The 22,905-nt window shown below is 60.6% G+C and carries 24 protein-coding genes; 12 read left to right on the top strand and 12 right to left on the bottom strand.

Features of this window, described 5'->3' with window-relative positions; translation table 11 throughout:
- Positions 1 to 7 precede the first annotated feature (7 nt).
- The 7 genes from phhA to pspA all read right to left on the bottom strand — a co-directional run bounded on the left by phhA (position 8) and on the right by pspA (position 5,904).
- Positions 8 to 799 (bottom strand): phenylalanine 4-monooxygenase, encoded by a 792-nt coding sequence (phhA, locus tag ACN0RV_RS16180; RefSeq protein WP_417349194.1) that lies wholly within the window; start codon positions 797 to 799, stop codon positions 8 to 10.
- Entirely contained in the window at positions 796 to 2,004 is a 1,209-nt protein-coding gene (locus ACN0RV_RS16175) for a trans-sulfuration enzyme family protein (RefSeq protein ID WP_417349192.1), read from the bottom strand. Before ACN0RV_RS16175 ends, phhA begins: the two co-directional genes overlap by 4 nt.
- 146 nt (positions 2,005 to 2,150) lie before the next feature.
- On the bottom strand, positions 2,151 to 3,140 hold the full coding sequence (locus ACN0RV_RS16170; protein ID WP_417349190.1) for a YcjF family protein: 990 nt from the start codon (positions 3,138 to 3,140) through the stop codon (positions 2,151 to 2,153).
- On the bottom strand, positions 3,137 to 4,534 hold the full coding sequence (locus tag ACN0RV_RS16165; RefSeq protein ID WP_417349188.1) for a YcjX family protein: 1,398 nt from the start codon (positions 4,532 to 4,534) through the stop codon (positions 3,137 to 3,139). Before ACN0RV_RS16165 ends, ACN0RV_RS16170 begins: the two co-directional genes overlap by 4 nt.
- Before the next feature lie 69 nt (positions 4,535 to 4,603).
- Positions 4,604 to 4,987 carry an envelope stress response membrane protein PspC gene (gene pspC / locus ACN0RV_RS16160; protein WP_286341873.1) on the bottom strand — a complete coding sequence of 128 codons (384 nt, stop codon included), beginning with the start codon at positions 4,985 to 4,987 and terminating at the stop codon, positions 4,604 to 4,606.
- Entirely contained in the window at positions 4,977 to 5,207 is a 231-nt protein-coding gene (pspB, locus tag ACN0RV_RS16155; RefSeq protein ID WP_028110534.1) for an envelope stress response membrane protein PspB, read from the bottom strand. Before pspB ends, pspC begins: the two co-directional genes overlap by 11 nt.
- A 28-nt stretch (positions 5,208 to 5,235) precedes the next feature.
- Complete coding sequence (pspA, locus tag ACN0RV_RS16150) at positions 5,236 to 5,904, bottom strand: phage shock protein PspA (protein WP_417349186.1); 669 nt, start codon at positions 5,902 to 5,904, stop codon at positions 5,236 to 5,238.
- A 186-nt stretch (positions 5,905 to 6,090) separates the two neighbouring features.
- Here pspA and pspF point away from each other — a divergent pair, with 186 nt between their 5' ends.
- From pspF to ACN0RV_RS16120, 6 genes are all read left to right on the top strand, one after another.
- Positions 6,091 to 7,161, top strand: a complete 1,071-nt coding sequence (gene pspF / locus ACN0RV_RS16145; protein ID WP_417349185.1) for a phage shock protein operon transcriptional activator — start codon at positions 6,091 to 6,093, stop codon at positions 7,159 to 7,161.
- A 229-nt stretch (positions 7,162 to 7,390) separates the two neighbouring features.
- A complete protein-coding gene (locus ACN0RV_RS16140; RefSeq protein WP_417349183.1) occupies positions 7,391 to 8,995 on the top strand; it encodes an ABC transporter substrate-binding protein in 1,605 nt (534 codons plus the stop codon).
- Positions 8,995 to 10,026, top strand: a complete 1,032-nt coding sequence (locus ACN0RV_RS16135) for an ABC transporter permease subunit (RefSeq protein WP_417349181.1) — start codon at positions 8,995 to 8,997, stop codon at positions 10,024 to 10,026. Before ACN0RV_RS16140 ends, ACN0RV_RS16135 begins: the two co-directional genes overlap by 1 nt.
- Positions 10,013 to 10,903, top strand: a complete 891-nt coding sequence (locus ACN0RV_RS16130; protein WP_417349179.1) for an ABC transporter permease subunit — start codon at positions 10,013 to 10,015, stop codon at positions 10,901 to 10,903. Before ACN0RV_RS16135 ends, ACN0RV_RS16130 begins: the two co-directional genes overlap by 14 nt.
- Positions 10,903 to 11,898, top strand: coding sequence for an oligopeptide/dipeptide ABC transporter ATP-binding protein (locus tag ACN0RV_RS16125; protein ID WP_417349177.1), 996 nt, complete (start codon positions 10,903 to 10,905; stop codon positions 11,896 to 11,898). The genes ACN0RV_RS16130 and ACN0RV_RS16125 overlap by 1 nt, the downstream gene beginning before the upstream one ends.
- Positions 11,895 to 12,683 carry an ATP-binding cassette domain-containing protein gene (locus ACN0RV_RS16120; RefSeq protein ID WP_417349175.1) on the top strand — a complete coding sequence of 263 codons (789 nt, stop codon included), beginning with the start codon at positions 11,895 to 11,897 and terminating at the stop codon, positions 12,681 to 12,683. The genes ACN0RV_RS16125 and ACN0RV_RS16120 overlap by 4 nt, the downstream gene beginning before the upstream one ends.
- A gap of 79 nt (positions 12,684 to 12,762) precedes the next feature.
- On the opposite strand, the gene ACN0RV_RS16115 is transcribed toward ACN0RV_RS16120, so the two are convergent.
- Together ACN0RV_RS16115 and ACN0RV_RS16110 are read right to left on the bottom strand one after the other, a co-directional pair.
- A complete protein-coding gene (locus ACN0RV_RS16115) occupies positions 12,763 to 13,341 on the bottom strand; it encodes a sugar O-acetyltransferase (protein WP_417349173.1) in 579 nt (192 codons plus the stop codon).
- Positions 13,342 to 13,521: 180 nt separating this feature from the next.
- On the bottom strand, positions 13,522 to 14,007 hold the full coding sequence (locus tag ACN0RV_RS16110) for a YajQ family cyclic di-GMP-binding protein (protein WP_417349171.1): 486 nt from the start codon (positions 14,005 to 14,007) through the stop codon (positions 13,522 to 13,524).
- A gap of 149 nt (positions 14,008 to 14,156) precedes the next feature.
- Between ACN0RV_RS16110 and ACN0RV_RS16105 the strand changes: the two genes are divergently transcribed.
- On the top strand, positions 14,157 to 14,522 hold the full coding sequence (locus ACN0RV_RS16105; RefSeq protein WP_417349169.1) for a VanZ family protein: 366 nt from the start codon (positions 14,157 to 14,159) through the stop codon (positions 14,520 to 14,522).
- The gene (locus tag ACN0RV_RS16100; protein WP_417349167.1) at positions 14,507 to 15,391 is read left to right on the top strand and encodes a ketopantoate reductase family protein; all 885 of its coding nucleotides are present in this window, start codon (positions 14,507 to 14,509) and stop codon (positions 15,389 to 15,391) included. The genes ACN0RV_RS16105 and ACN0RV_RS16100 overlap by 16 nt, the downstream gene beginning before the upstream one ends.
- Before the next feature lie 60 nt (positions 15,392 to 15,451).
- On the opposite strand, the gene thiI is transcribed toward ACN0RV_RS16100, so the two are convergent.
- The 3 genes from thiI to pomA all read right to left on the bottom strand — a co-directional run bounded on the left by thiI (position 15,452) and on the right by pomA (position 18,735).
- A complete protein-coding gene (gene thiI / locus ACN0RV_RS16095) occupies positions 15,452 to 16,906 on the bottom strand; it encodes a tRNA uracil 4-sulfurtransferase ThiI (protein ID WP_417349165.1) in 1,455 nt (484 codons plus the stop codon).
- A gap of 118 nt (positions 16,907 to 17,024) precedes the next feature.
- Entirely contained in the window at positions 17,025 to 17,966 is a 942-nt protein-coding gene (locus ACN0RV_RS16090) for a flagellar motor protein MotB (RefSeq protein ID WP_417349163.1), read from the bottom strand.
- Positions 17,967 to 17,970: 4 nt separating this feature from the next.
- Positions 17,971 to 18,735 carry a flagellar motor protein PomA gene (pomA, locus tag ACN0RV_RS16085; protein ID WP_417349161.1) on the bottom strand — a complete coding sequence of 255 codons (765 nt, stop codon included), beginning with the start codon at positions 18,733 to 18,735 and terminating at the stop codon, positions 17,971 to 17,973.
- A 177-nt stretch (positions 18,736 to 18,912) separates the two neighbouring features.
- Here pomA and xseB point away from each other — a divergent pair, with 177 nt between their 5' ends.
- The 4 genes from xseB to ACN0RV_RS16065 all read left to right on the top strand — a co-directional run bounded on the left by xseB (position 18,913) and on the right by ACN0RV_RS16065 (position 22,783).
- Positions 18,913 to 19,152 carry an exodeoxyribonuclease VII small subunit gene (gene xseB / locus ACN0RV_RS16080; RefSeq protein ID WP_028110548.1) on the top strand — a complete coding sequence of 80 codons (240 nt, stop codon included), beginning with the start codon at positions 18,913 to 18,915 and terminating at the stop codon, positions 19,150 to 19,152.
- 2 nt (positions 19,153 to 19,154) lie between these two features.
- Positions 19,155 to 20,042 (top strand): (2E,6E)-farnesyl diphosphate synthase, encoded by an 888-nt coding sequence (gene ispA / locus ACN0RV_RS16075; RefSeq protein WP_417349158.1) that lies wholly within the window; start codon positions 19,155 to 19,157, stop codon positions 20,040 to 20,042.
- A 27-nt stretch (positions 20,043 to 20,069) separates the two neighbouring features.
- Positions 20,070 to 21,935, top strand: a complete 1,866-nt coding sequence (gene dxs, locus ACN0RV_RS16070) for a 1-deoxy-D-xylulose-5-phosphate synthase (protein WP_417349156.1) — start codon at positions 20,070 to 20,072, stop codon at positions 21,933 to 21,935.
- Between the two features lie 137 nt (positions 21,936 to 22,072).
- Positions 22,073 to 22,783, top strand: a complete 711-nt coding sequence (locus ACN0RV_RS16065; RefSeq protein WP_417349154.1) for an HAD family hydrolase — start codon at positions 22,073 to 22,075, stop codon at positions 22,781 to 22,783.
- The last annotated feature ends 122 nt before the right edge of the window (positions 22,784 to 22,905 follow it).

The raw sequence follows: 22,905 nt of genomic DNA, 5'->3' as shown, positions 1-22,905 counted from the left end.
GTAGCCCTTAGCTTACTTTTTGTTTTGGCGGAAATTTAGGCTCATGCAACCCCAACTCCTGGGCCTGCTTGACCAGGGACATGAGATCCAGTTCGGCGATGTCGAACAGGTCGTCCAGGTGATTCAGTACATAGTAGATGGGCTGCATGATGTCGATGCGGTAAGGGGTGCGCAGGGCATCCAGCACCGACATGGTCACCCGCTCAGGCTCATCGGAGAGGGCATAACGGGTCTCACCCGGGGAGGAGAGGATGCCGCCGCCATAGATGCGCAGCCCCTGCTCGGTCTGCACCAGACCAAACTCCACGGTAAACCAGTAGAGCCTGGCCAGAAATACCCTCTCCTTGGGCGAGGCGGCCAACCCCAGCTTGCCATAGGTGTGGGTGAAGTGGGCAAAGGCCGGGTTGGTCAGCAGCGGGCAATGGCCAAAGATCTCATGGAAGATGTCCGGCTCCTGCAGGTAATCAAACTCCTCCCGGCTGCGAATAAAGGTGGCCACGGGAAACTGCTTGTCCGCCAGCAACTCGAAGAAATGCTGGAAGGAGATCAGTGCCGGCACCTGGGCGGTGCGCCAGCCGGTGGCCTGTTCCAGTACGGCATCCACTTCCGCCAGCTGAGGGATGCGATCCGCTGGAAGATTCAGCTTACGCAGCCCCTCCAGATACTGGTCACAGGCCCGTCCCGGCAGCCAGCTCATCTGGCGGGCCAGCAGCTCGCTCCAGATCCGGTTCTCTTCCTCGCTGTAATGAATGATGCCCTGCTCATCCGGCTGACGGGCTACGTAACTGGTGCCTTTCATAGGGCCTCCTCCAGGGTACTGCTCTGGCTCAGGGGCGCCAGGGCCTGACGCAGATCGGCCAGCAGGTCCTCGGCGTTTTCCAGCCCGGCTGACAGACGGATCAGGGTATCGCTGATCCCGGCTTTCTCCCGGTCCACCGCCTCGTAGGTGGCGTGGGTCATGGAGGCTGGATGCTGCACCAGGGATTCCGCATCCCCGAGACTGACGGCGATGTTGAACAGCTTCAGCCGGTTCACAAACGCCACGGCCGCATCGAAGTCCGCATTCAGCTCCAGGGCCAGGACGCCTCCAGCTCCGCCCATCTGACTGCCCAGCAGGTGGTACCCCGGGTGGGTCTTGAGCCCGGGGTAATAGACCCGGGTCACCGCGGGGTGCCCCTCAAGAAACTCCGCCAGAGTCTGGGCATTGAGGCAATGCCGCTCCATGCGCAGGGCCAGGGTTTTCATGCCGCGCAGAATCAGCCAGGCGTCATGGGGGGACAGCACCCCGCCAATGTCCTTGAGGCTGCGGTGACGCATCAGTTCCAGCGGCTCTCCGTCGGTGCACACCACCCCGGCAATGACGTCACCATGGCCATTGAGGTACTTGGTGGCACTGTGCAGCACGATGTCGATGCCCAGACTCTTGGGCCGCTGCAGCAGCGGGGTCATGAAGGTGTTGTCCACCACCGAAGTGAGTCCCCTGCGGCTGGCCAGGTTGGCCACCGCTTGGAGGTCATACACCGCCAGGTGGGGATTGACCGGGGATTCCAGGAACAGCATGCGGGTGTTGGGACGGATGGCCGCCTCCACCGCCTGCAGGTCGGCGAAGTCCACCTGGGTGACCTCGATGCCAAACCTGGGCAACTGCTCACTCACCAGGGAGTGGGTGCAGCCGTAGAGGCAGGTGTTGCAGATCAGGTGATCGCCACTGCTGAGCAATCCCAGGAACACGGCGGAGACCGCCGCCATGCCGCTGGCGAAGGCGATGGCCCCCTCGGACTCCTCCAGGTGGGCCATACGGCGCTCAAACTCCGCCACCGTAGGGTTGCCCAGGCGGGTATAGATGGGACCGCTCTGTTCCCCGGCAAAACGGGCAGAGCCGGTCTGTACGTCGTCGAACACGAAGGTGGCCGACTGATATAAGGGCGACACCAGACTGCCCTGAGGTTCGCGGAGATGGCCGGCGTGGATCACCGCCGTCTCCGGATGCATCTTTGAAGCCATGTTGCTTAACTCCCCAATACGCACCCCTCAGTTGGATTTATGTGTATCAGATTCGTGATCTGGGGCGCACTTTTATAGCCCTACCATAATCCAGCGGTCTCAAGGCAACAGCCTGATGGACAAATCCTCTCCCGGTTTAATGTAAATTATTTGTTACGATCCACGGTTTCCCTGGCCCGTTTCAGGGCGCCAGCGGACCACCGGGTAAGCTCACCCAGCAGCCTGCCCTGCACCTTAATCAGCTTGGGCCTGGGGGAGATCAGCGGCAGGGGTCGGCACAGGGCCTGGGCCTGATACCCCAGGCGGGCGGTGAGCATCCCCGCCCCCAACCCCTGGGCGACCCGGGCAGACAACTTACCGGTCAGCTCCGCGGTAAGCAGTTGACCCCCGAGATCCAGCACCAGTTCGCTGCCACCGGCATAGATCAGGTTCACCAGCATCTGCCGCACCAGCGACAGGCGGCCCAGGTAGCCGGGCTCGACTCCATAGAGTTTGGAGAGCTCATCGAGCATCTTCTGGTTGCGCCACAGCATCAGCGCCATGTCCATCACCGCCAGCGGGCTGGCCGCCAGCATCACCGAGGCCTGGGCAGAGTAGCGGTAGATGATCGCCTCGGCCTGCTCATCCAGAGGGGCCACCAGGGTGGTGTTGGCCAGATCCAGCAACTCCGCATCACTGTGGTGAGGCTGCTGGCAACGTTCGAACTCTGGCCAGCGCTCTGACGCACCGGGCAGCTCCTGCTTCAGCCCTTGCAGCAGGGGCATGGCCGCCCCCACCTGCTCGCTGCCCACCAGGGGATCCAGCTCCTCTCGCAGGCTCTGGCGGCTCTTGAGGCGTCGCAGTCGCGACAGCTCTTTGACACTCAGGCTGAGCACCCCGCCCAGTGCCAGGGCGAAAAACAGGGCGTAGAGCCCGAACAACCAGGGGCTCTGCTGCCAGGCCCGAACCAGGGTAAAGCCACTCTCGACCAATATCAGCGCCGCACCACTGGCCAGCACCGCCCTGCCCCACCAGCCCATGCGCCTTTTTGGGGGAAGGGGCTCTACAGACTCCACCGCAGCTTCGGCCTCCTCCATGGGCTGTATCTGGGTCTCCAGCTCCGGGCTGAACTCTTCGGCGGCTTTAATGGGTTTCATCGCATCTTGTCTCCAATGAGAAACTGCAGGGCGTAATCCAGCCTCATGTGGGGCAGCGCATCCTGCCCATCCCACCCCGGGGGACTGAAGGGCTGAAAGCAAAAGCCCTGCTCCTGCCAGAAGCCGTTACCAGGCAAAGAGGCCGGTACCTCTCCGGGAAAGCGCACGCTCTTGGCGCCGCTCAGGTCGGCGCCGGAGATCACCGACACCGTGCGGCCGTCGCGCTCCACCTGTCCCTGGCGGGTGGCATTGATGGCACTGAGCACCAGGGTCTCCATCTGGGTGCCAAAGTACCTGGGCTGACGCCGGGACGATTTCATCAGGCTGTGCATCAGCTGCAGCAGGTTGTGGTGCTGGTCCACCGTGAGATGGTCCGCCTTGGTGGCGGCAAACAACACCCGGTCAATCTTGGGCCGGAACAAGCGGGTGACCATGGAGCCCGGTCCGTAGCGGAAGCTGTGACTCAGGGCCTGAAGGGTCTGGGCCAGCTGCTCCACCTGGTCGCGCCCCTGATTGAGGGCAGAGAGGCAATCCACCAGCACCACCTGACGATCCAGCTTGGCAAAGTAATCCCGGAAGAAGGGGGTGACCACCTGGTCCCGGTAGGCCTGATAGCGGGACACCAGTGTCTGGCGCAGGCTGGACTCCTCACCCAGACCGGCCAGTTTCTCCGGCGGCAGGGGGAACCAGGCCAGTACCGGAGCGCCTGCCAGCTCCCCTGGCAACAGGGCCCGGCCCGGTTGCAACAGGCTGGCCCCGCGCTGCTGCTTAAGCGTCAGCAGCAGGCTGGCGTACTCCTGGGCCAGTTCGGCGATGTCCGCCTCGGTGGCATCGGTGCTCAGGGCGGCCGCGCGGGCACACCAGGACTCGGTCAGCTGCCGCCAGGCGGGCAGTTGCAACTGGGGCCAGATCTGTTCACACCACTGCTCATACTCCTGCTGCATCAGCGGCAGATCCAGCAGCCACTCGCCGGGATAATCGATGATATCCAGATAGAGGGTGACCGGCCGGCCTATCTGCCCCGCCAGTCCCTTGTCCGGCATGTAGCGCAGCGCCAGACGAATCTCACTGATGTTGCGGGTCGAGGGGGGCCAAACCGGCTGCTCCTGCTGAAGGCAGGCAATGGCACCGGTGTAATCAAAGGGCTGCAGGGTCAGATCCGGCTGAGGGGCGATACGCCCCCCCAGGTAACGGCCCTGGGCCATCACCTGCCAGGCAGGCAGTTGATGACTTTCCGCCTGCAGCAACTGATTCACCAGGGCGGTGATAAAGGCGGTTTTCCCCGCCCCGGAGATGCCGGTCACCCCAAGACGGATGTGCCGATCCATACCCCGCTGGGCGATCTCCTCCAGCTGAGTTGTGAGACGTTTTACCCTGTGTTTAATGGCGCTCATAGGATCACTGCTTGGTGGGTAGGATAAAAAGCTTGGGCCCGGTGGTGACACCGGGCCGAGGGCGAGAGGTTAAAGGTTGTTGATTTCCCGCTTCAGGTGGAACGCATCTGAGGTCACATGCTTCTCAAGTCTGCGAAGTCGCAACTCCAGGTTCCGAAAGCGGGTGCTGACCTCGGTCATCGCCTTCTGGGGCGAATCACCGGCCTGCCACACCTTGGTTTTCAGCTCGGGCTGGTGGGGCTCCTGACGGGTGCTTCCCTTATCCAGCAATACCCAGGCGATGATGTAAAGCAGCAGGGGCAGGCTGAAGATGCCGGTCAACAGTATGGCGGACAGGGTAACAATTCGAACCAGCCATACCTCCAGGTTAAAGTGCTCGGCAAGACCGGCACAGACCCCGGCCACCTTACCCTGCTCCGGCAGTCGAACCAACTGACGTGGTTTATCCTTCATGCTTGGTCCTCCATTCCGGTGATTCCTGGTCCAGCAGCGCTTCCAGTGTCTGAATACGCTCGCTCATCTTGTCCGCCCGGGTCAGCAACTGGTTCAGCTGCTGATACTCCTCCTCGCTCAAACCCTGAGCCAGTTGCTTCTTGCTCCGGTAGTGCAGGATGAGCCAGATGGGCGCCACAATCAGCAGAAATATAATGAGCGGCGCAATGAGTAAACCCATGATCTCTTCCATTCCGACTCCTCCCTAATCAGTCTTTCTTCTTCTTGAGCTTCTTCTTCATCTGCTCAAGTTCATCATTGATCTTCTCTTCGGCGGCCAGGGCAGCGAACTCGTCCTCCAGGGACTTGGGCTGCATCATTTCGTGGGCTTCCACTTCCGCTTCGAGGGTTTCCACGCGACGCTCGTACTGGTCGAACTTCATCATGGCTTCGTCAATCTTGCCGGTATCCAGCTGGCGCTTCACATCCAGGCGGGAGCTGGCGGTCTGCTTGCGCATGATGATGGTCTTCTGACGGGCGCGGGCGTCATTCAACTTCTCCTGAAGCTGGTTGATCTCCTGCTTCAGACGCTCAATCTGCTCTTCGATGTAGATGAGCTCACGCTTGAGGGTGTCCACCAGCTCGGCGCCTTTCTGCTTCTCCATCAGAGCCGCCTTGGCCAGGTCTTCACGATCCTTGCTCAGGGCCAGCTCTGCCTTGGAGGCCCAATCTTCTACCTGGGCCTCAGCACGCTCGATGCGGCGAATCGCTTCCTTCTTCTCGGCCAGTACCTTGGCAGAGGTGGAGCGAACTTCAACCAGAGTGTCTTCCATCTCCTGGATAATCAGGCGAACCATCTTCTCCGGATCTTCCGCCTTGTCCAGCAGGGCGCTGATGTTGGAGTTTACGATGTCGGCAAACCTTGAAAAAATACCCATAATCTCTTTCCTCTAAAAGTCTGTATTGGCCCTCTTGCCCTTAGTGTTACAGGAAGCGTGCCAACTTTTCCCAGACCTTTATACTGTTGTTATTAAAGGGAATTTTTAAATCCCTTTATTTTGCGCCTTCCAGTCCCTATTATGAAATCCACTAACAATTAGCCAATCACACTACATCAGGGACCGATGGCCAACTCTCGTAAGCAAGACAATCTGATAGGCGAATCCAACGCCTTTCTCAGCATATTGGACCACGTGTCTCAGGTCGCGCCTCTGGACAAGCCGGTGCTCATCATCGGCGAGCGGGGGACGGGCAAGGAGTTGATTGCCAAACGACTGCACTTTCTGTCCAGCCGCTGGGAGCAACCCTATATCACCCTGAACTGCGCCGCACTAAATGAGAATCTACTTGAAAGTGAACTATTTGGCCATGAGTCGGGCGCTTTTACCGGTGCCGGAAAGCGTCACGAAGGGCGGTTTGAACGGGCCCATAAGGGCAGCCTGTTCCTGGATGAGCTGGCCAACACCTCTGGGCTGATTCAGGAGAAGCTGCTTCGGGTCATCGAGTATGGTGAGTTTGAGCGGGTGGGCGGCAACCGCAGCGTACGCACCGACGTGCGCCTGATCTGTGCCACCAACGAAGACCTGCCGGATCTGGCGGAACAGGGTGAGTTTCGTGCCGACCTGCTGGACAGGCTGGCCTTTGACGTCATCACCCTGCCCCCGTTGCGCGAGCGCACCGAAGATATCCTGCTGTTGGCGGAGCACTTTGCCATCAACATGGCCCGTCAGCTGCACATGTCGATGTTCCCCGGTTTCACCAGTAAGGCCCAGCAGACCCTGCTGGACTTTCACTGGCCAGGTAACGTTCGGGAGCTGAAGAACGTGGTGGAGCGCAGCGTCTACCGTCACAACAACGATGCCCTTCCGGTGCATCAGATCATCCTGAATCCCTTCGAGTCTCCCTGGCGCCCGGAGCAGCGGGTCAAGACCCAGGACAGGCAGAGCGCGCCACCGCCTGCGTCGTCCGCCCCGGCCACGCCAGAGCCGGTCACACCTGCGGCACCGGCCACCGGCGTCCCCAATGGCAGGACCACCCTCCCCCTGGATTTCAAGGAGACGGTGCAGTCGTTCGAAGTGAACTTGCTCAAGCAGGCGCTGGAGGAGAGCCAGTTCAACCAGAAGCGCACCGCCGAGATGCTGGGGCTGAGTTACCACCAGCTGCGGGGCATTCTGAAGAAATACGACCTTCTCTAAGCCCAGGCAGGCCAGCGTTCGTGGGCGATTTTTGGCTCCAGGCTGTTTGGCTATCATCAAGCCAGACAACCTGGGGTTTGATCGGCACCGACGGCTGCCCAGCAGGGCCAATATGACCGAACCGGCCAGGCCAAATTCCAAACCGCACAGATAAACACCCTCCCGGGCTGATGATCCGCGCCCAATGCTTTGATACACTAGCCGGATCCCAGAAACGTCAGTTAACCCAATGACTCACTTTCGTGTTCTTGCGGCGCTGCTGCTGCTCTCCCTCACCCAGGGTTGCAGCCGTACCGATTCCGCCCCCACCCAGGGACTGGTGTATTGCTCCGAGGCCAACCCGGAGCTGTTTAACCCCCAGTTGGTTACCTCCAGCAGTACCCTGGACGCCAGCTCCAAGCAGATCTACAACCGGCTGCTGGGGTTCGATGACGTCAGCGGCAAGCTGATTCCCGAACTCGCCGAAAGCTGGCGGATCTCCGAAGATGGCCTCCGTTACCGCTTCATTCTCCGCGAAAATGTCTGGTTTCAAAGCAATGAACGCTTCAGCCCCAGCCGTCCCTTTAATGCGGATGACGTGGTGTTCAGCTTCAACCGGATGACCGACAGCGACCACCCCTATCACACCGTGGGTGGCGGCCAGTATCCCTTCTTCCAGAGCATAGAGCTGGCCGAGAACCTGCTGGCCGTCCACCGGCTGGGTGACCATCAGGTGGAGTTTGAACTGCGCCAACCCGATTCCACCTTCCTCACCAACATCGCCACCGACTTCGCCGTCATTCTGTCGGCTGAGTATGGTCAGCGGCTCTACCAGGATGGGGAGATGGAACTGATCGACCATCAGCCCATAGGCACAGGTCCCTTCCAGTTGGTGGAGTTCAAGAAGAACCGTTATGTACGCTACAAGCGCCATAGCGGCTACTTCCGTGGGCCTGCGGCCATGGAACAACTGATCTTCGATATCACCCCCAATGCCACCGGGCGGATGATCAAGCTGATTGGCGGCGATTGCGATGTGGCCGCCCTGCCCCAGGTGGGCCAGCTCTCCCTGCTGCAGGAGTACGACGACCTGCAGCTGGAAGCCCAACCCGGCTTCAATGTGGCCTACTGGGCGTTCAACACCCAGAAGCCCCCCTTTGATCAGCTGACGGTGCGCCGGGCCCTGGCCATGGCAGTAGACCGGCAGAAGATCCTCAAGGCGGTGTATCACAACACCGCCGCCCGGGGGGCCGGCCTGCTGCCCCCCATCTCCTGGGCCTACCAGGAGGGCACCACCGAGCTGCCCTACAACCCAGAACTGGCCCGGGCTCTGCTGACCCAGGCGGGTCTGGCGGGCATGAGTCTGGAGATCTGGGCACCTCCCATTGGTCGAAGCTACAACCCCAATGCCATCAAGACTGCCGAGCTGATACAGCAGGACCTGGCGGCCATCGGTGTCAATGTGACCATCAAGAGTTACGACTGGAGCCTGTTCACCACCATGTTGCGCAAGGCGGAGCACGACTCGGTGCTGCTGGGCTGGAATGCCGACAACACCGACCCGGACAACTTCTTTACCCCCATCCTGAGCTGCAGTGGCCTGGTGTCGGGCACCAACCACGCCCGCTGGTGCAACCGGGAGTTTGATGCCCTGCTGCAGCAGGCCAGAAGCAACGAGGACCGGGCCATGCGTCGCATCCAGTATCATCAGCTGGAGCAGCACCTGGTTCAGCAGGTTCCTCTGTTGCCCCTGGCCCACGCCACCCGCACCCTGGGCCGGATGCGACAGCTTGAGGGTCCAATCCTGACGACGGTAGGCGGCATCCGCTTTGGCCAGGTTAAGAGGGTGAACTGATGCTGAGTTACCTGCTTCGACGCATAAACCTATTTGTACTGACCACCCTGATGCTGTTTGCGGTGGTCTACTCGGTCACCCTGGCCCTGCCCGGCGATCAAGTGGCCAACCTCTCCGGCGTGCGCGAACCCAGCATCGCCGAGATGGCGGAGATCAACCACACCTACAAGCTGGAGCACGGGCCCATCGTGGGTTACGTGGCCTACGTCAGCACCCGGTTGCGCGGTGATTTTGGCGTGTCCATGAACTCCGGGGAGGCGATTGCCGACCAACTGCTGCAGGTGCTGCCCGCCACCCTGGAGCTGGGAATGCTGTCCGTCGGGCTGGCCCTGCTGATCGGCATTCCCATCGGCATGCTGGCCACCCTGAGCCGCAACGCCACAGTGCAGCGCCTGGTGATGACCCTGACCCTGGTGGGCTTCTCCCTGCCAGTATTCTGGTTGGGACTGCTGCAGATCATCACCTTCGGCATCCAGTTTGACTGGCTGCCCGCCTCGGGGCGCATCAACCTGATGTATGACATCCCCGACTTCAGTGGTCTGCTGCTGGTGGACATCTTCCTCTCCGACGGCCCCTGGCGGGGTGCGGCCATGGCCGACGCCTGGGCCCACCTGGTACTGCCGATGTCCGTGGTGATGGTGCTGCCGCTGACCATCATCATTCGCATTACCCGCTTTGCCCTGGCCGAAGAGCTGGAGAAGAACTACATCCGCGCCCTGGAAGCCCGGGGCATCTCCAGATACAAGCTGATCATGAATCATGCCCTGCCCAACGCCCTGGCCTCGGTTCTGCGGGTGCTGGCTTTGCAACTGGGGCCCATCGCCAGCTCCATCATCATCGTGGAGCTGCTGTTCTCCTGGCCTGGCGTAGGCGCCTGGCTGGTGGCGGCCCTGCGACAGGGGGACTACACCGCGCTGCAGGGCGGGGTGCTAACCATCTCCCTGTTTATCGTGTTCCTGAATATCATGTTTGACGTGGTCCACACCACACTCAACCCCATCAGCCGGAAAGAGATCTATGGGCAACGTTAATATCTACTACGAGGAGAAGATCCCCTCCCTGTGGCAGACCATCTGGGAGAGCTTTACCCGCAACCCACTGTCTTTGATCGGCCTGTGGGTGCTGATGCTGATCCTCTCCATGAGCCTGCTCGGCCCCTTCGTCGCCCCCTACTCCGCCTCCTATCAAGATCCTTCCGCCCTGCTGGTGCCGCCCTCCTGGGCCGATGCCGGTTCGGTGGAGCACTTCCTGGGTACGGATGACTTAGGCCGTGATCTGTTCTCACGGATTCTGCAGGGGGCCCACCTCACCTTCGGCTACGCCCTGGTGATTGTTCTGCTCTCCCTGGTGTGCGGCTTCCTGATTGGCAGCCTCTCCGGCATGACCAAGGGCCTGAAAGCCAGTGTGCTCTCTCACCTGCTAGATACCCTGCTCTCCATGCCCTCTCTGGTGCTGGCAGTCCTCTTTGCCGCGGTGCTGGGCCCTGGACTGGACAACGTCATCTGGGCCGTGGGGCTGTCCCTGGTGCCCCGTTTCGTCCGCACGGTGCACAATGCGGTCCACGAGGAGGTGCAGAAGGAGTATGTGGTGGCGGCACGTCTCGACGGCGCCGGCACCTGGCAGGTGTTTTACGACTCCATCCTGCCCAATGTGTGGAACCCGGTGATCGTGCAGACCACCCTGGCCTTCTCCGTGGCCATCCTGGATATCGCCGCCCTGGGCTTCATCGGCCTGGGGGCGCAATCGCCCTCCCCGGAATGGGGCGCCATGGTGGAGCAGGGGCTGGACAACCTGCTGACCGCCCCCTGGACGGTGACCATGCCGGGCATGGCGATCCTGTTCAGTGTGCTGGCCACCAATGTGGTGGGTGAGGGGTTGCGCCAGGCCCTGCTGGAGGGACGCGGCTGATGCATCTGCTCGATATTCGCAACCTCACCATTGAACTGAACACCCCCCACGGCTGGCTGGTGGCGGTGGAGAAGTTCAGCCTGACCCTGCAGGAGGGTGAGATCCATGGCCTGGTCGGCGAGTCCGGATCAGGCAAAAGCCTGCTGGCCCAGGCGATCATGGGCATTACCGACAAACGCACCCGCATCATCGCCGACCGCCTGAGCTGGCGCGGCGAAGATCTGCTGACCATGTCCATCACCAAGAGGCGCAAGCTGATGGGACGGGAGATCGCCATAATCTTCCAGGAGCCCGGCTCCTGCCTGGACCCCGGCAGCCGCATCGGTGGTCAGTTGATCGAGGCGATGCCGGACTTTGACGACCTGCCCTGGTGGAGGCGCCCCAAAGCGCGTAAGGAGATGGCCATCGACCTGCTGCACCGGGTGGGGGTGAAGGATCACACCAGGGTGATGCGCGCCTTCCCCTGGGAGCTGTCTGAGGGGCTGGCGCAGAAGGTGATGATCGCCATGGCGGTATCCCACCGTCCCAAACTGCTGATCGCCGATGAGCCCACCACCGGGTTGGAGACCGCCACCGCCGCCCAGATCTACCGTCTGCTGTCCAAGCTGAGTCAAACCAAGAGCGTGGCCATTTTGCTGATCAGCCACGACCTTAATTCGGTGGCCCGCTGGAGCCACAACCTGAGCGTGCTCTACTGTGGCCAGATGATGGAATCCGGCTCGGTGAAGGCCCTGATCAAGGGGCCTCGCCACCCCTACACCCAGGCGCTGATTGCCAGTGCGCCAAGCGCCAACATGTCAATTCTGCCCAAGCGCCAGCTCAATACCCTGGAAGGGATGATTCCGCCGCTGCAGCACCTGCCCATCGGTTGTCGCCTGGGGCCCCGCTGCCCCCACGCCCGCCGTGAGTGTGTGAATCCACCGCGGATTGCCACCAGAAACGGCCATGCCTTCCGCTGCCACTTTCCGCTGCAGGCGGAGGAGGAGAGAAAATGACCGAGCCGCTGCTGCAGGTAAAGAACCTGTCCAAGAAGTTTCCGGCGGGCTACCGACGCTTTCGCAAGGTGTACGACACCGCCCTGGAACCGATCTCCTTCGAGCTCTACCCCAACGAAACCCTGGCGTTCGTCGGGGAAGCGGGCTCAGGCCGAACCACCCTGGCCAAGATCCTGGCCGGCGCGGAGCAGCGCAGCAGTGGCGAGATCCTGCTCGATGGCGAGCATCTGGAGATGATGGATCACAAGCGTCGCTGCAGTCTGATCCGGATGATTTTCCAGGACCCCACCACCTCCCTCAATCCCCGCCAGCGCATCGGTCAGCTGCTGGAGGAGCCGCTGAAGTTCAACACCAGCCAGGACAAGGAGGAGCGCAAGGAGACGGTCAACCGCATCCTGAAGAAGGTGGGCCTGTTGAGAGAGCATGGGGACTTCTACCCCCATATGATCTCCCATGGCCAGAGGCAGAGGGTCGCCATCGCCCGGGCGCTGATGCTGGAACCGAAGATCATCATCTCCGATGAGGCGCTGTCCGGACTGGACTCCTCCCTGAGGGCCCAGTGCGTCAACCTGCTGCTGGAACTGCAACAGAAGCTGGGGCTGAGCTACATCCTGATGTCCCACGATCTGGGGCTGGTGCGCCACATGAGCGACCGGGTGATCGTGCTCAAGCGAGGCGTGGTGGTGGAAGAGGGGCGCACCACAGAGGTGTTTGCCAATCCCCAGCACAAGTACACCCGTAGGCTGCTGGAGGAGCAGATGCTCACCATCGAGCAGCCGGTGTAACCCACCGCACAACAAAAAACGGGGAGCTAAGGCTCCCCGTTTCTCATTTTGCCCGCAGTCCCCCTTGGGGAGCATCGCCTCAAGATTGAGCCTGCTCGCCGGAGTGAGGCTCGGTGTCCAGACGCCGAATGCACCTGGCCGGCGACCCTGCCATCAGGGTCAAAGGCTCGACATCCCGGGTAACCGTTGAGTTAGCGGCAATGACCGCACCTCGACCTATGGTGACCCCCTGGGTAATCACCACATTGCCACCAATCCAAACATCGTCTTCCACCACTATGGGTTGGCAAATGGTTTCCCAGCTGCGCCGTTGACGATGATCCAGGGAGTGACTGGCAGTATAGAACTGAGCATTGGGCCCAACCATCACATTGCGCCCCAGGGTAATGCGGGCACCGTCGAGCATGGTCACCCCCATGTTGAGGAAACAGCTATCCCCCATCTCGATATGACGCCCGAACTCACAGTGGAACGGCGGCGTAATCCAGCAGCCTTCTCCCAAGCTCATCAATGACCGCAAATCCTGCTGCGCCTGCTCAACACTGGCCGCATGATTAATACGTTGCTGAGACTGGTAAGCCAGATGCTTGATCTCATTGATGTGGGAATCACCCCCATCGTAATCCAAACCCGCCAGCATCTTTTCATACTCGGTCATCGACTCTCCACTCCTGAAGTACGGCAAACAAATCAGATTAGCGCCCAGTATAGGGAGTCAGAGATATCTGCTGTAGTGATTTAGCGTCCGCCTGGGCATTCCATTTGGGAATAACCCTGAGATGCGTCCCTCTCAAGAAAACGGGGAGCCAAGGCTCCCCGTTTCTCTGTCTGGCTGCGATCAGTCGCGGAAGTTCTCGAACTGGAACGGCTGTCCCAGGTCCGCCTCGCGCACCAGGGCCATTACCGCCTGCAGCTCATCGCGCTTCTTGCCGGTGACACGCAGCTTGTCCCCCTGGATCTGGGACTGCACCTTCAGCTTGCTGTCCTTGATCATCTTCACCAGCTTCTTGGCGGTGGGCTGCTCGATGCCCTGCTTAAACTTGACGTTGCGGGAGAAGGTCTTGCCACTGTGCAGGGCTTTCTCATCCACTTCCATGGCGCTGGTGTCCACCTTACGGGCCGCCAGGGCACCACGCAGGATGTCCTCCATCTGCTTGAGCTGGAAGTCGGACTCGGTCTTCATGGTCACCACCATATCCGCCAGGGAGAAGCTGGCTTCCACACCGCGGAAGTCGAAGCGGTTGGTCAGCTCACGGCTGGCGTTGTCCACAGAGTTGCGCAGCTCCACCGCGTTTACCTCGGACACTATGTCGAATGAGGGCATCTTAATCTCCTGATAGGCCTCCAGCCTGGTCGGCTGAATCTGTTGATGCCAAAGAGTTTACTCTCAGTCACCGCCACCGCAAGGCACAAAGGGCCAAAAGGGGCAATTGGTCATGGCCTGGCGGCCCCCGGGCGGCTATTATTGCTGCCATGATGATTTTGACCTCCCCCAACCCGCAGCAGCGGCTCTGGTTCAGATTCAGCCTGCTGCTGATGCTGGCGGCCTTCTCCTACCTGCTGTTTGGTAAACCCAGTTACCCTCAGCCCATTGCCCATACCGACAAGCTTGGGCACCTGTTTGGCTTCGCCGCCCTGGCGATGATGCTGCACCTGGCCTTCGACTGGCCTCGCTGGCAGCAGCTGCTGGTGCTGGCCGGTTACGCCGGCCTGGTGGAACTGGTGCAATCCCGGCTGCCCTACCGGCAGGCGGACCCGATGGATTTCCTGGCCGACATGGCAGGCGCCCTGATGTTTCACCTGTTTCTGATGCTGGTGGTGAAATGGCAGAACCGATAGCCATTGTCGGCGGCGGCGCCATCGGCCAACTGATGGCGGGCCTGCTGGCACAGCAGGGGATCGAAGCGGTGATCATTGGCCGCCCCGGCAGTCACAGTGAGGTTAGGGAGCACCAACTGACCACCCTGGAAGGCCAGCGGTTTCACCACAAGGTGCGCCACCTGCCACCCGACGCCATACCGTCCTGTCAGGCGCTGTTGGTCACCACCAAGGCTTATCAAGCCCAGGACGCGGTGACGCCCCTGCTCCCCGGACTAGCCCCTCAGACTCCCATCATACTGCTGCATAATGGCCTGGGCCCTCAGCAGCAGCTGGCCAGACGCTTCCCAGAGCACAACTGGTGGGCGGGCACCCTGACCGATGGCGGGCTGCGTCAGCAAAGAGACGCGGTGATCCACACCGGGCTGGGGCAGCGTTTTGCCGGCCCCCTGCGCCATCAGGGCCCCTTGCCCGAGGCCTTGACGGCCATCGGCTTTGAGCTGGATGACAACATTGAGGTGAGGCTGTGGCACAAGCTGGCGGTCAACGCCCTGATCAATCCGCTGACGGCACTGCACAACTGTCCCAATGGTGAACTGACCCGGCCCGAGTTCCTGCCCACCCTGAAAAGGCTCAGCGAAGAGCTGGCCCAGGTGGCTGCCAGCCAGGGCGTTGCCATGGTGGCAGACGAGGTGTTGGCCCTGGGGCTGAAGGTGGCCGAAGCGACCGCCCAGAATCGCTCATCCATGCTCTCCGATGTGGACGCAGGCCGTGCCACGGAGATCGAGGCGATCAGTGGCTTTGTGGTTGCCCTGGCCGACCAGGCGGGTATTGCGGTGCCGGCGCACAGGGACAATCTGGATAGGGTCAGGGCTCTGCAGTCACCTTGAACGGCAAACGCCAAGCATAAAAAAACCGCCTTTCGGCGGTTTTTTTATATTTTCTGTGGGTTAGGGGCGGTACACCTTGATGTTGCTGTAGCCCTGCTCCTTGAGGTAGAGAGCCTGCAACTTGGACATTACGCCGCGGTCGCAGTAGAGCAGATAGGTGCGCTGCTGGTCCAACTCCTTGAACTGGGAGCCGAGCTTGAAGAAAGGCAGGGTGACCACTTCGACACCGTCCAGTTGCAGCGGGCTCTGCTCCTCCTCTTCAGGGGGGCGGATATCCAGCACTACGGCGCCGTCAATGGGGCTGTCCACGGTCTCCATCTCGGTGACCTTGGCCTGCTCCTCTTTGGCAATATCACGAATGTCCATCATCTTGGCCTCCGCCATCACACGCTCCACCAGGTCCTCGGAGAACTTGGCTTCCTCTTCCTCGATCTTGGAAAGCACCGCCTTCACAGTGGGCTTCTGGGAGATCACACCGCAGTACTCAGGCATGCTGGCAGCAAACTCCTCGGTGCCGATCGCCCTGGCCACATCGATGATCTCCTGCTTGTCCCAGGTCACCAGGGGACGAAGGATCACTGTGTCGCTCACCTTGTCGATGACATTGAGGTTGGTCAGGGTCTGGCTGGACACCTGGCCCATGGCCTCACCGGTCACCAGGGCGGGGATGTTGTACTTCTGAGCCACGGCACTGGCGACCTTCATCATCATCCGCTTGAGAATCACGCCCATCTGGCCATTGTCGATGCGCTCGAGGATCTCCTCCACCACGGGCTCGAACGGGATGGAGATGAAACGCACCTTGTGGGAGGAACCGTACTTGTTCCACAGGTAGTAAGCCACCTGCTTCACCCCCTGCTCGTGGGCGGCACCACCGAGGTTGAAGAAGCAGTAGTGGGTACGGGCACCGCGCTTGATGCACTGGAAGCTGGACACCCCGGAGTCGAAACCACCGGAGATCAGGGAGAGCACATCCTCCTGGGTGGCGATGGGGAAGCCGCCCATGCCATCGTGACGCTTGTGCACCAGATAGAGCTTGTCGTCTTCAATCTCCAGGCCGATCACCACATCGGGGTCCTTGAGGCGAACCCCAGCCGCTTCGGTGTGCTGGTTGAGGCCGCCACCCACGTAACGCTCCACCTCAAGAGAGTTGAAGTCGTGTTTGCCGCGACGCTTGGCGCGCACACAGAAGGTCTTGCCCTTCAGGCGTTCGGTGAATACCGGCAGCGCATGCTGATAGATGTCGTCCAGGGTCTCGAAGTTGTACTGGCGCACCTCCATGAAGTGGTGGATACCCGGCATGTTGCTCAGGGATTCCACCAGCTTGGCGGTATTGGTTGGATCGTCATTGCTGCTGGCGGCACTGATGTGATCCCAGTTGAAGCGAACCCGCACAGTCTCATCCGTTTTACGCAATACATTGCGTATGTTGGACTCGAGCAACTTACCGAAGCGCTTACGCACCGATTTGCTCTTAATCATGATCTCGGGATGCAGCTTAACGATAAATTTCATGAGCTTCCTGTACGGACAAAAAATCAAAGCGCGGCATTATACCTGAGCTTATGCATCTGGGGAACCACTGGCAGAGAGGACCGAAGGCCACGTCACAAGGGACGTGACCCCGCTCAGGTTACTGAACGGCCGGGATCTCTTCGGAAAGTTTAGGCTTACCTTGGGTGATCGCAATCTCCACCCGTCGGTTTTTGGCTCGGCCGGCCGCTTCATCGTTGCTGGCCAGGGGCTGGGTGTTGGCCTTGCCGATGACCTCCATGCGGTGAGGTTCAAACCCCTCCACCTTGATCATCTCATGGGCCACGGAGACCGCGCGCTGGGCGGAGAGCTCCCAGTTGGAGCGGTAGAGTTCGTTGTTGATCACCGCATTGTCGGTGTGCCCAGTGATGGTGATGATGCCGGGCACATCCTTGAGCAGACCCGCCACCGACGCGATCACCGGACGGAACTTGGGCTGCAGGAACGCAGAGTTGGCCGGGAACGCCCCCTTTTCACGGATGCGAATCACAATCTGCTGCCCCAGGGACTCAATCTCGATGGCCCCATCCTCAATCTGCTCCTGAAGCTGCTCCGCCAGCTTCTTGGCCAGGGCACTGCTCTCAGCCTGTGCCTGGGTCTGGGCCATGGTATCCAAGGCCGGGGAAGTCTCCTCGCTGGCGCCGCCCTTGAGCTTACCGTCGTTGGTCTGCTCACTGCCGGCCACAGGGTCCTTACCTGGGTCTACGTCCAGGTGGTTCTTGGTGAACTGAATGGTCTGCTGGTTGATCACCTCGATGGGGGTGGGTTCCGGCCGGCCAGGACGAAACTCCTGGGCAATGACCGAGGTCCCTTTGGGTATGTCCTTCACCTCCAGCTTGTTCTGAACACCGAAGGCGTACTTCATGGAGCCGGCGATCTGCTTGAATTTGAGCACGTCCATCTCGGAGAAGGCCAGCAGCAGTACGAAGAAGCACATCAACAGGGACATCAGGTCCGCGAAGGTGGCCATCCAGGCTGGAGAGCCACCGCTGGCCTTCTTCGCTGGGGCCATCTCCTCATCGCGATTGGCGGACAGAGTCATGGACCTAATCCTCTGTGGTGGAGACGGCTCGCTGCTTCTCCGCCAGGTAGTTCTTCAAAAAGCCTTCAATCACCCGGGGGTTCTGACCATCCTGGATGGAGAGCACCGCATCCATGATCAGGCGACGGTTGAGCATCTCCTCACCCATGCGCAGTTCCAACTTGTCGGCGATGGGTGCTGCCACCATGTTGGCGATGATGGCGCCATAGAGGGTGGTCAACAGGGCCACCGCCATGGCGGGGCCGATGGATTTGGGGTCATCCATATTGTTCAGCATGGCCACCAGGCCAATCAGGGTGCCTATCATCCCCATGGCCGGCGCGACGTCCGCCAGGGCGCGGAAGATGCCGGAGCCGCTTTGGTGACGCTCCATGGTCAGGCCGATGTCCTTGGCCAGGGCCTGGCGCACCACAGAGGCATCGTGGCCATCCACCAGCAGGTCTACCGCCTTCTGCATGAAGCTGTTGTTGATCTCCGCCTCCTCCAGGGCCAGAAAGCCCCCCTTTCGGGCGGAGTCGGCCATCACCACCGCCTGCTCGATGAGGTCTTCCGGCTTGTCAATTTTGAACATGAAGGCCTTGGCGGCGATCTTGATGGCTCCGAGGAACTGCTTGATGTTGTACTTCATCATCACCACGAACAGGGAGCCACACACTACGATGAGGACCGATGGGATATTGACGAAAACGCCGGGGTCACCCCCGTTCATCATCGCCATGATCACGAATGCGAAGGCGCCTAAGAGGCCAATTAGGGTCGCGAGATCCACAAACTCTCCTGATCTGTCTGAATTTCTGATCGTCCCAGCAGGGGGAACTAGGTAGTCTATTGTCTTTATCGGTCCAATCGAAGGCAAGTTTAATGAAATTTCAGCTTCGACCTGGACCTCCATTGATCCAGGGTCGACAAAGCAGTACCTTTGTCCAGCACTTCAAGGAGCCGAAAGATGGCAAAAAAACCGGACAACCTAAGTTTTGAACAGGCGCTGTCGGAGCTGGAGCAGATTGTTGGCAATCTGGAACAGGGAAACCTGCCGCTGGAACAGGCGCTGAAACAGTTCGAGCGAGGCATTCACCTCGTAAGGGCCAGCCAGAGCAAGCTGACCCAGGCGGAACAGAGCGTACAGATGCTTACCAGGGATGAGGAAGGCGACGCACAACTGGTTGATTTCGAATCTCAGGAGTAAGCATGCTGAGCGCTGCCCTGACCCGCTACCGTGAGCGGGTCGACCAACACCTTATCCACCAATTTGATTCCCTGCCCCCCTGCGCGCCCGGTCTGCTGGAAGCGATGCGTTACGGCACCCTGCTGGGCGGCAAACGGGTCCGGCCTTTCCTGGTTTACAGCGTGGGCATCATGCTCGGGGCCGATGAAAAGAACCTGGACCCTCTGGCCGCGGCGGTGGAGTGTATCCACGCCTACTCGCTGATCCACGACGACCTGCCGGCCATGGACGATGATGACCTGCGGCGGGGCCAACCCACCTGTCACATCGCCTTCGACGAAGCCACCGCCATTCTGGCCGGGGATGCGCTGCAGACCCTGGCCTTCGAAATTCTGGCCGAGGCGGACCTGCCCGAGGCGCTGGAGGGCAACCGGGTTGCCATGTTCCGCGCCCTGGCCAGGGCCTCAGGCTATCAGGGGATGTGCGGCGGCCAGGCGATCGATCTGGCTTCCACCGGCAAACGTATTCCTCTGGAAGCGCTGACCCAACTGCACAGGCTGAAGACCGGTGCACTGATTCGGGCCAGCGTGGAGCTGGCGACCCTGGCGGTACCCAATCTGGACCCGGCTCACCGCCTCGCCCTGGTGGAGTACGCCGAAGCCATCGGCCTGGCGTTCCAGGTTCAGGACGACATCCTGGACATCACCGCCGACACCGAGCAGCTTGGAAAACCCCAGGGTTCGGACGCCGATGCGGATAAGAGTACCTTCCCTGCCCTGCTGGGTCTGGAAGGGGCTTGTGAGGTGGCGCAGAGTCTCCATAAAGATGCCCTGACATCTTTGGCCCAGTTGCCATACAATACTGAACTACTTACTGACTTTGCCCGATACATCATCGAGCGAGGCCAATAATCACGATAACAAGAAGCGACTGTCATAATGAGTCTGGATCTGAACGATTATCCACTCCTGTCCAAGGCATTGATGCCCCAGGACCTGCGCACCCTACCCAAGGCCGACCTGCAAGCGGTGGCGGATGAGCTCCGTCAATATCTGCTGCGCTGCGTGAGCCACTCTTCGGGCCACCTGGCTTCCGGCTTGGGGGCTGTGGAGCTGACGGTTGCACTGCACTATGTGTACAACACCCCCTTTGACCGCCTGGTGTGGGATGTGGGCCATCAGGCCTACCCGCACAAGATCCTCACCGGCCGCGCCAAGGAGATGCCGACCATTCGCCAGAAAGATGGTCTGCACCCCTTCCCCTGGCGTGAAGAGAGTGAATACGACACCCTGAGTGTGGGTCACTCCACCACCTCCATCTCCGCCGCCCTGGGTATGGCCATCGCCGCCGACCGTGAAGGACAGGATCGCAAAGTTGTGGCGGTCATCGGTGATGGTGCCCTCACCGGTGGCATGGCGTTCGAAGCCCTGAACCACGCCGGCGACATCCACAAGGATATGCTGGTGATCATCAACGACAACGAGATGTCCATCTCCGAGAACGTGGGTGCCCTGAACAACCACATGGCCCGACTGATGTCCGGCCGCCTGTACACCACCATCCGTGAAGGCGGCAAGAAAGCCCTCTCCGGCCTGCCCCCCATCAAGGAGCTGGCACGTCGTGCCGAAGAGCACCTGAAGGGCATGGTGGTTCCGGGGACGCTGTTTGAGGAGCTGGGCTTCAACTACATCGGCCCCATCGATGGCCACGATGTCAGCGGCCTGGTGGATACCCTGCGCAACATGCGCAACCTCAAGGGGCCGCAGATTCTGCACATCATGACCAAGAAGGGCAAAGGCTATAAGCCTGCGGAAGAGGACCCCATCAGCTACCACGGCGTGCCGAAATTCAACGTCGAAGAGTCTAAGCTGCCCAAGTCCAAGCCCGGCCAGCCCACCTTCTCCAAGGTGTTTGGTGACTGGCTGTGCGATATGGCCGCCAAGGACAACAAACTGATGGGCATCACCCCGGCCATGCGCGAAGGCTCTGGCATGGTGGAGTTTTCCCAGCAGTTCCCTGATCAGTACTTCGATGCGGCCATCGCCGAACAGCATGCGGTGACTCTGGGCGCCGGCTTTGCCTGTGAGGGCTACCACCCTGTGGTGGCCATCTACTCCACCTTCCTGCAGCGGGCCTACGACCAGGCGATCCATGATGTGGGCATCATGAACCTGCCCGTGCTGTTTGCCATCGACCGGGGCGGTCTGGTGGGCGCCGACGGCCAGACTCACCAGGGGGCTTTCGATCTCTCCTACCTGCGCTGTATTCCCAACTTCACGGTGATGGCACCGGCGGACGCCAACGAGTGCCGCCAGATGCTCTACACCGGCCACATGATGGACACCCCGGCGGCAGTTCGCTACCCAAGGGGCACCGGCCTCAAGGTAGAGGTTCAGGAGGAGATGGAAGCCCTGCCCATCGGCAAGGCGGAGATCCGTCGCCAGGGCAAAGATCTGTGTATCTTCAGCTTCGGTACCCTGCTTCCCTACGCCCTGGAGGCGGCGGAGCAGCTGAACGCCACCGTGGTGAACATGCGCTTTGTCAAGCCCATCGACGAGGAGATGGTTCAGCAGATGGCCAACAGCCACGATCGTCTGGTGACCCTGGAAGAGAACGCCATCATGGGCGGTGCCGGCTCGGCGCTGATCGAATGTATGAACCGCCACAAGATCGCCAAACCTGTGCTGCAACTGGGCTTGCCCGATCGCTTCATTGAGCAGGGCACCCAGGAGGAGATGCACACCGTGCTGGGCCTGGATGGACCGGGCATCCTCAGGCAGGTGGCCGACTACTTCGGCGATTAAGCCTGACAGACTGAGAAAACCGGAGCCTGGCTCCGGTTTTTTTGTAGCTTCACCAGAACACTCATTTCGAGTTTGAGGGCTTTTTCCGAGCCATGTTAGGTGGCAAAGTGAGCGCCACTGTTCAGAAGGAGCCCCCTATGCACTCCAGCGCCATCCTATGGGATTACGACGGCACCCTAGTGAATTCCGCCCCAAAGAATATCAGCATCACCCTCTCCATTCTGGATGAAGTGGCTCCAAGGCTGACCGGCGATCGCCTTCCCCACTGCCTGCGCAGCGAAGCCCGCTACCATCAGGCCAATCACGCGGCACAGAACTGGCAGGATCTCTATCAGAACTACTACGGACTGACGGCCCAGGAAACGGCGCAGGCGGGGCCCTTGTGGGCCCAGCATCAGAGGCGCAACACCACGCAGGTGTCTCTGTTTGAGGGGATTGCCGAGGTGCTGGAACAGCTTCAGGCGCTGCCCCATGGCATCTGCTCCCAGAACGACTCGGTGACCATCTGGCGCCAGCTGGAGAGCCAGGGGGTCGCCGCCCCCTTCAAGGCAGTGGTGGGGTACAACGAGGTGCCCTCAGAGGCTCAGAAGCCCCATCCCGCCGGAGGACTCCAGTGCATTGAGGCGATGTTTGGAGGCCACAGTCCAGAGACCCTGTTCTATATTGGCGACCATCAGGGTGATGTCCAGTTTGCTCGCAACCTGGACACTGCCCTGGGAACGAGGAGCCGGGTGATTGCGGTTGCCGCCGCCTACAGTGGCGCATCGCCTCGGCACTGGCAGCACCAGCCGGACCATGTTGCTGGCACCCCAATGGCACTGGTTGAGATCTGCCGGCAATATCTCTGAGACGCAGAGCAGCGTCGTTGAACAGTTGTCCTCAGATGAAGGGCTATAAAAAAGGTTCATCGCGCATTACCGGGAAAAGCGGCTCGTATCTTCAGGAAGAAGTAGTCGCTGTCCCGGTATCC

Origin of the sequence: Ferrimonas sp., assembly GCF_048263965.1 — a bacterium.
In the GTDB taxonomy this organism is placed as follows: Bacteria; Pseudomonadota; Gammaproteobacteria; order Enterobacterales; family Shewanellaceae; genus Ferrimonas.
The sequence above is the reverse complement of the archived record's forward strand: the minus strand, read 5'-3'. Positions and strand labels throughout refer to the sequence as shown.

What these genes read in the sequence shown, in the direction of transcription:
- phhA (WP_417349194.1), bottom strand. Translation starts at nt 799, where the DNA reads ATGAAAGGCACCAGTTACGTAGCCCGTCAGCCGGATGAGCAGGGCATC.
- ACN0RV_RS16175 (WP_417349192.1), bottom strand. Translation starts at nt 2,004, where the DNA reads ATGGCTTCAAAGATGCATCCGGAGACGGCGGTGATCCACGCCGGCCAT.
- ACN0RV_RS16170 (WP_417349190.1), bottom strand. Translation starts at nt 3,140, where the DNA reads ATGAAACCCATTAAAGCCGCCGAAGAGTTCAGCCCGGAGCTGGAGACC.
- ACN0RV_RS16165 (WP_417349188.1), bottom strand. Translation starts at nt 4,534, where the DNA reads ATGAGCGCCATTAAACACAGGGTAAAACGTCTCACAACTCAGCTGGAG.
- pspC (WP_286341873.1), bottom strand. Translation starts at nt 4,987, where the DNA reads ATGAAGGATAAACCACGTCAGTTGGTTCGACTGCCGGAGCAGGGTAAG.
- pspB (WP_028110534.1), bottom strand. Translation starts at nt 5,207, where the DNA reads ATGGGTTTACTCATTGCGCCGCTCATTATATTTCTGCTGATTGTGGCG.
- pspA (WP_417349186.1), bottom strand. Translation starts at nt 5,904, where the DNA reads ATGGGTATTTTTTCAAGGTTTGCCGACATCGTAAACTCCAACATCAGC.
- pspF (WP_417349185.1), top strand. Translation starts at nt 6,091, where the DNA reads ATGGCCAACTCTCGTAAGCAAGACAATCTGATAGGCGAATCCAACGCC.
- ACN0RV_RS16140 (WP_417349183.1), top strand. Translation starts at nt 7,391, where the DNA reads ATGACTCACTTTCGTGTTCTTGCGGCGCTGCTGCTGCTCTCCCTCACC.
- ACN0RV_RS16135 (WP_417349181.1), top strand. Translation starts at nt 8,995, where the DNA reads ATGCTGAGTTACCTGCTTCGACGCATAAACCTATTTGTACTGACCACC.
- ACN0RV_RS16130 (WP_417349179.1), top strand. Translation starts at nt 10,013, where the DNA reads ATGGGCAACGTTAATATCTACTACGAGGAGAAGATCCCCTCCCTGTGG.
- ACN0RV_RS16125 (WP_417349177.1), top strand. Translation starts at nt 10,903, where the DNA reads ATGCATCTGCTCGATATTCGCAACCTCACCATTGAACTGAACACCCCC.
- ACN0RV_RS16120 (WP_417349175.1), top strand. Translation starts at nt 11,895, where the DNA reads ATGACCGAGCCGCTGCTGCAGGTAAAGAACCTGTCCAAGAAGTTTCCG.
- ACN0RV_RS16115 (WP_417349173.1), bottom strand. Translation starts at nt 13,341, where the DNA reads ATGACCGAGTATGAAAAGATGCTGGCGGGTTTGGATTACGATGGGGGT.
- ACN0RV_RS16110 (WP_417349171.1), bottom strand. Translation starts at nt 14,007, where the DNA reads ATGCCCTCATTCGACATAGTGTCCGAGGTAAACGCGGTGGAGCTGCGC.
- ACN0RV_RS16105 (WP_417349169.1), top strand. Translation starts at nt 14,157, where the DNA reads ATGATGATTTTGACCTCCCCCAACCCGCAGCAGCGGCTCTGGTTCAGA.
- ACN0RV_RS16100 (WP_417349167.1), top strand. Translation starts at nt 14,507, where the DNA reads ATGGCAGAACCGATAGCCATTGTCGGCGGCGGCGCCATCGGCCAACTG.
- thiI (WP_417349165.1), bottom strand. Translation starts at nt 16,906, where the DNA reads ATGAAATTTATCGTTAAGCTGCATCCCGAGATCATGATTAAGAGCAAA.
- ACN0RV_RS16090 (WP_417349163.1), bottom strand. Translation starts at nt 17,966, where the DNA reads ATGACTCTGTCCGCCAATCGCGATGAGGAGATGGCCCCAGCGAAGAAG.
- xseB (WP_028110548.1), top strand. Translation starts at nt 18,913, where the DNA reads ATGGCAAAAAAACCGGACAACCTAAGTTTTGAACAGGCGCTGTCGGAG.
- ispA (WP_417349158.1), top strand. Translation starts at nt 19,155, where the DNA reads ATGCTGAGCGCTGCCCTGACCCGCTACCGTGAGCGGGTCGACCAACAC.
- dxs (WP_417349156.1), top strand. Translation starts at nt 20,070, where the DNA reads ATGAGTCTGGATCTGAACGATTATCCACTCCTGTCCAAGGCATTGATG.
- ACN0RV_RS16065 (WP_417349154.1), top strand. Translation starts at nt 22,073, where the DNA reads ATGCACTCCAGCGCCATCCTATGGGATTACGACGGCACCCTAGTGAAT.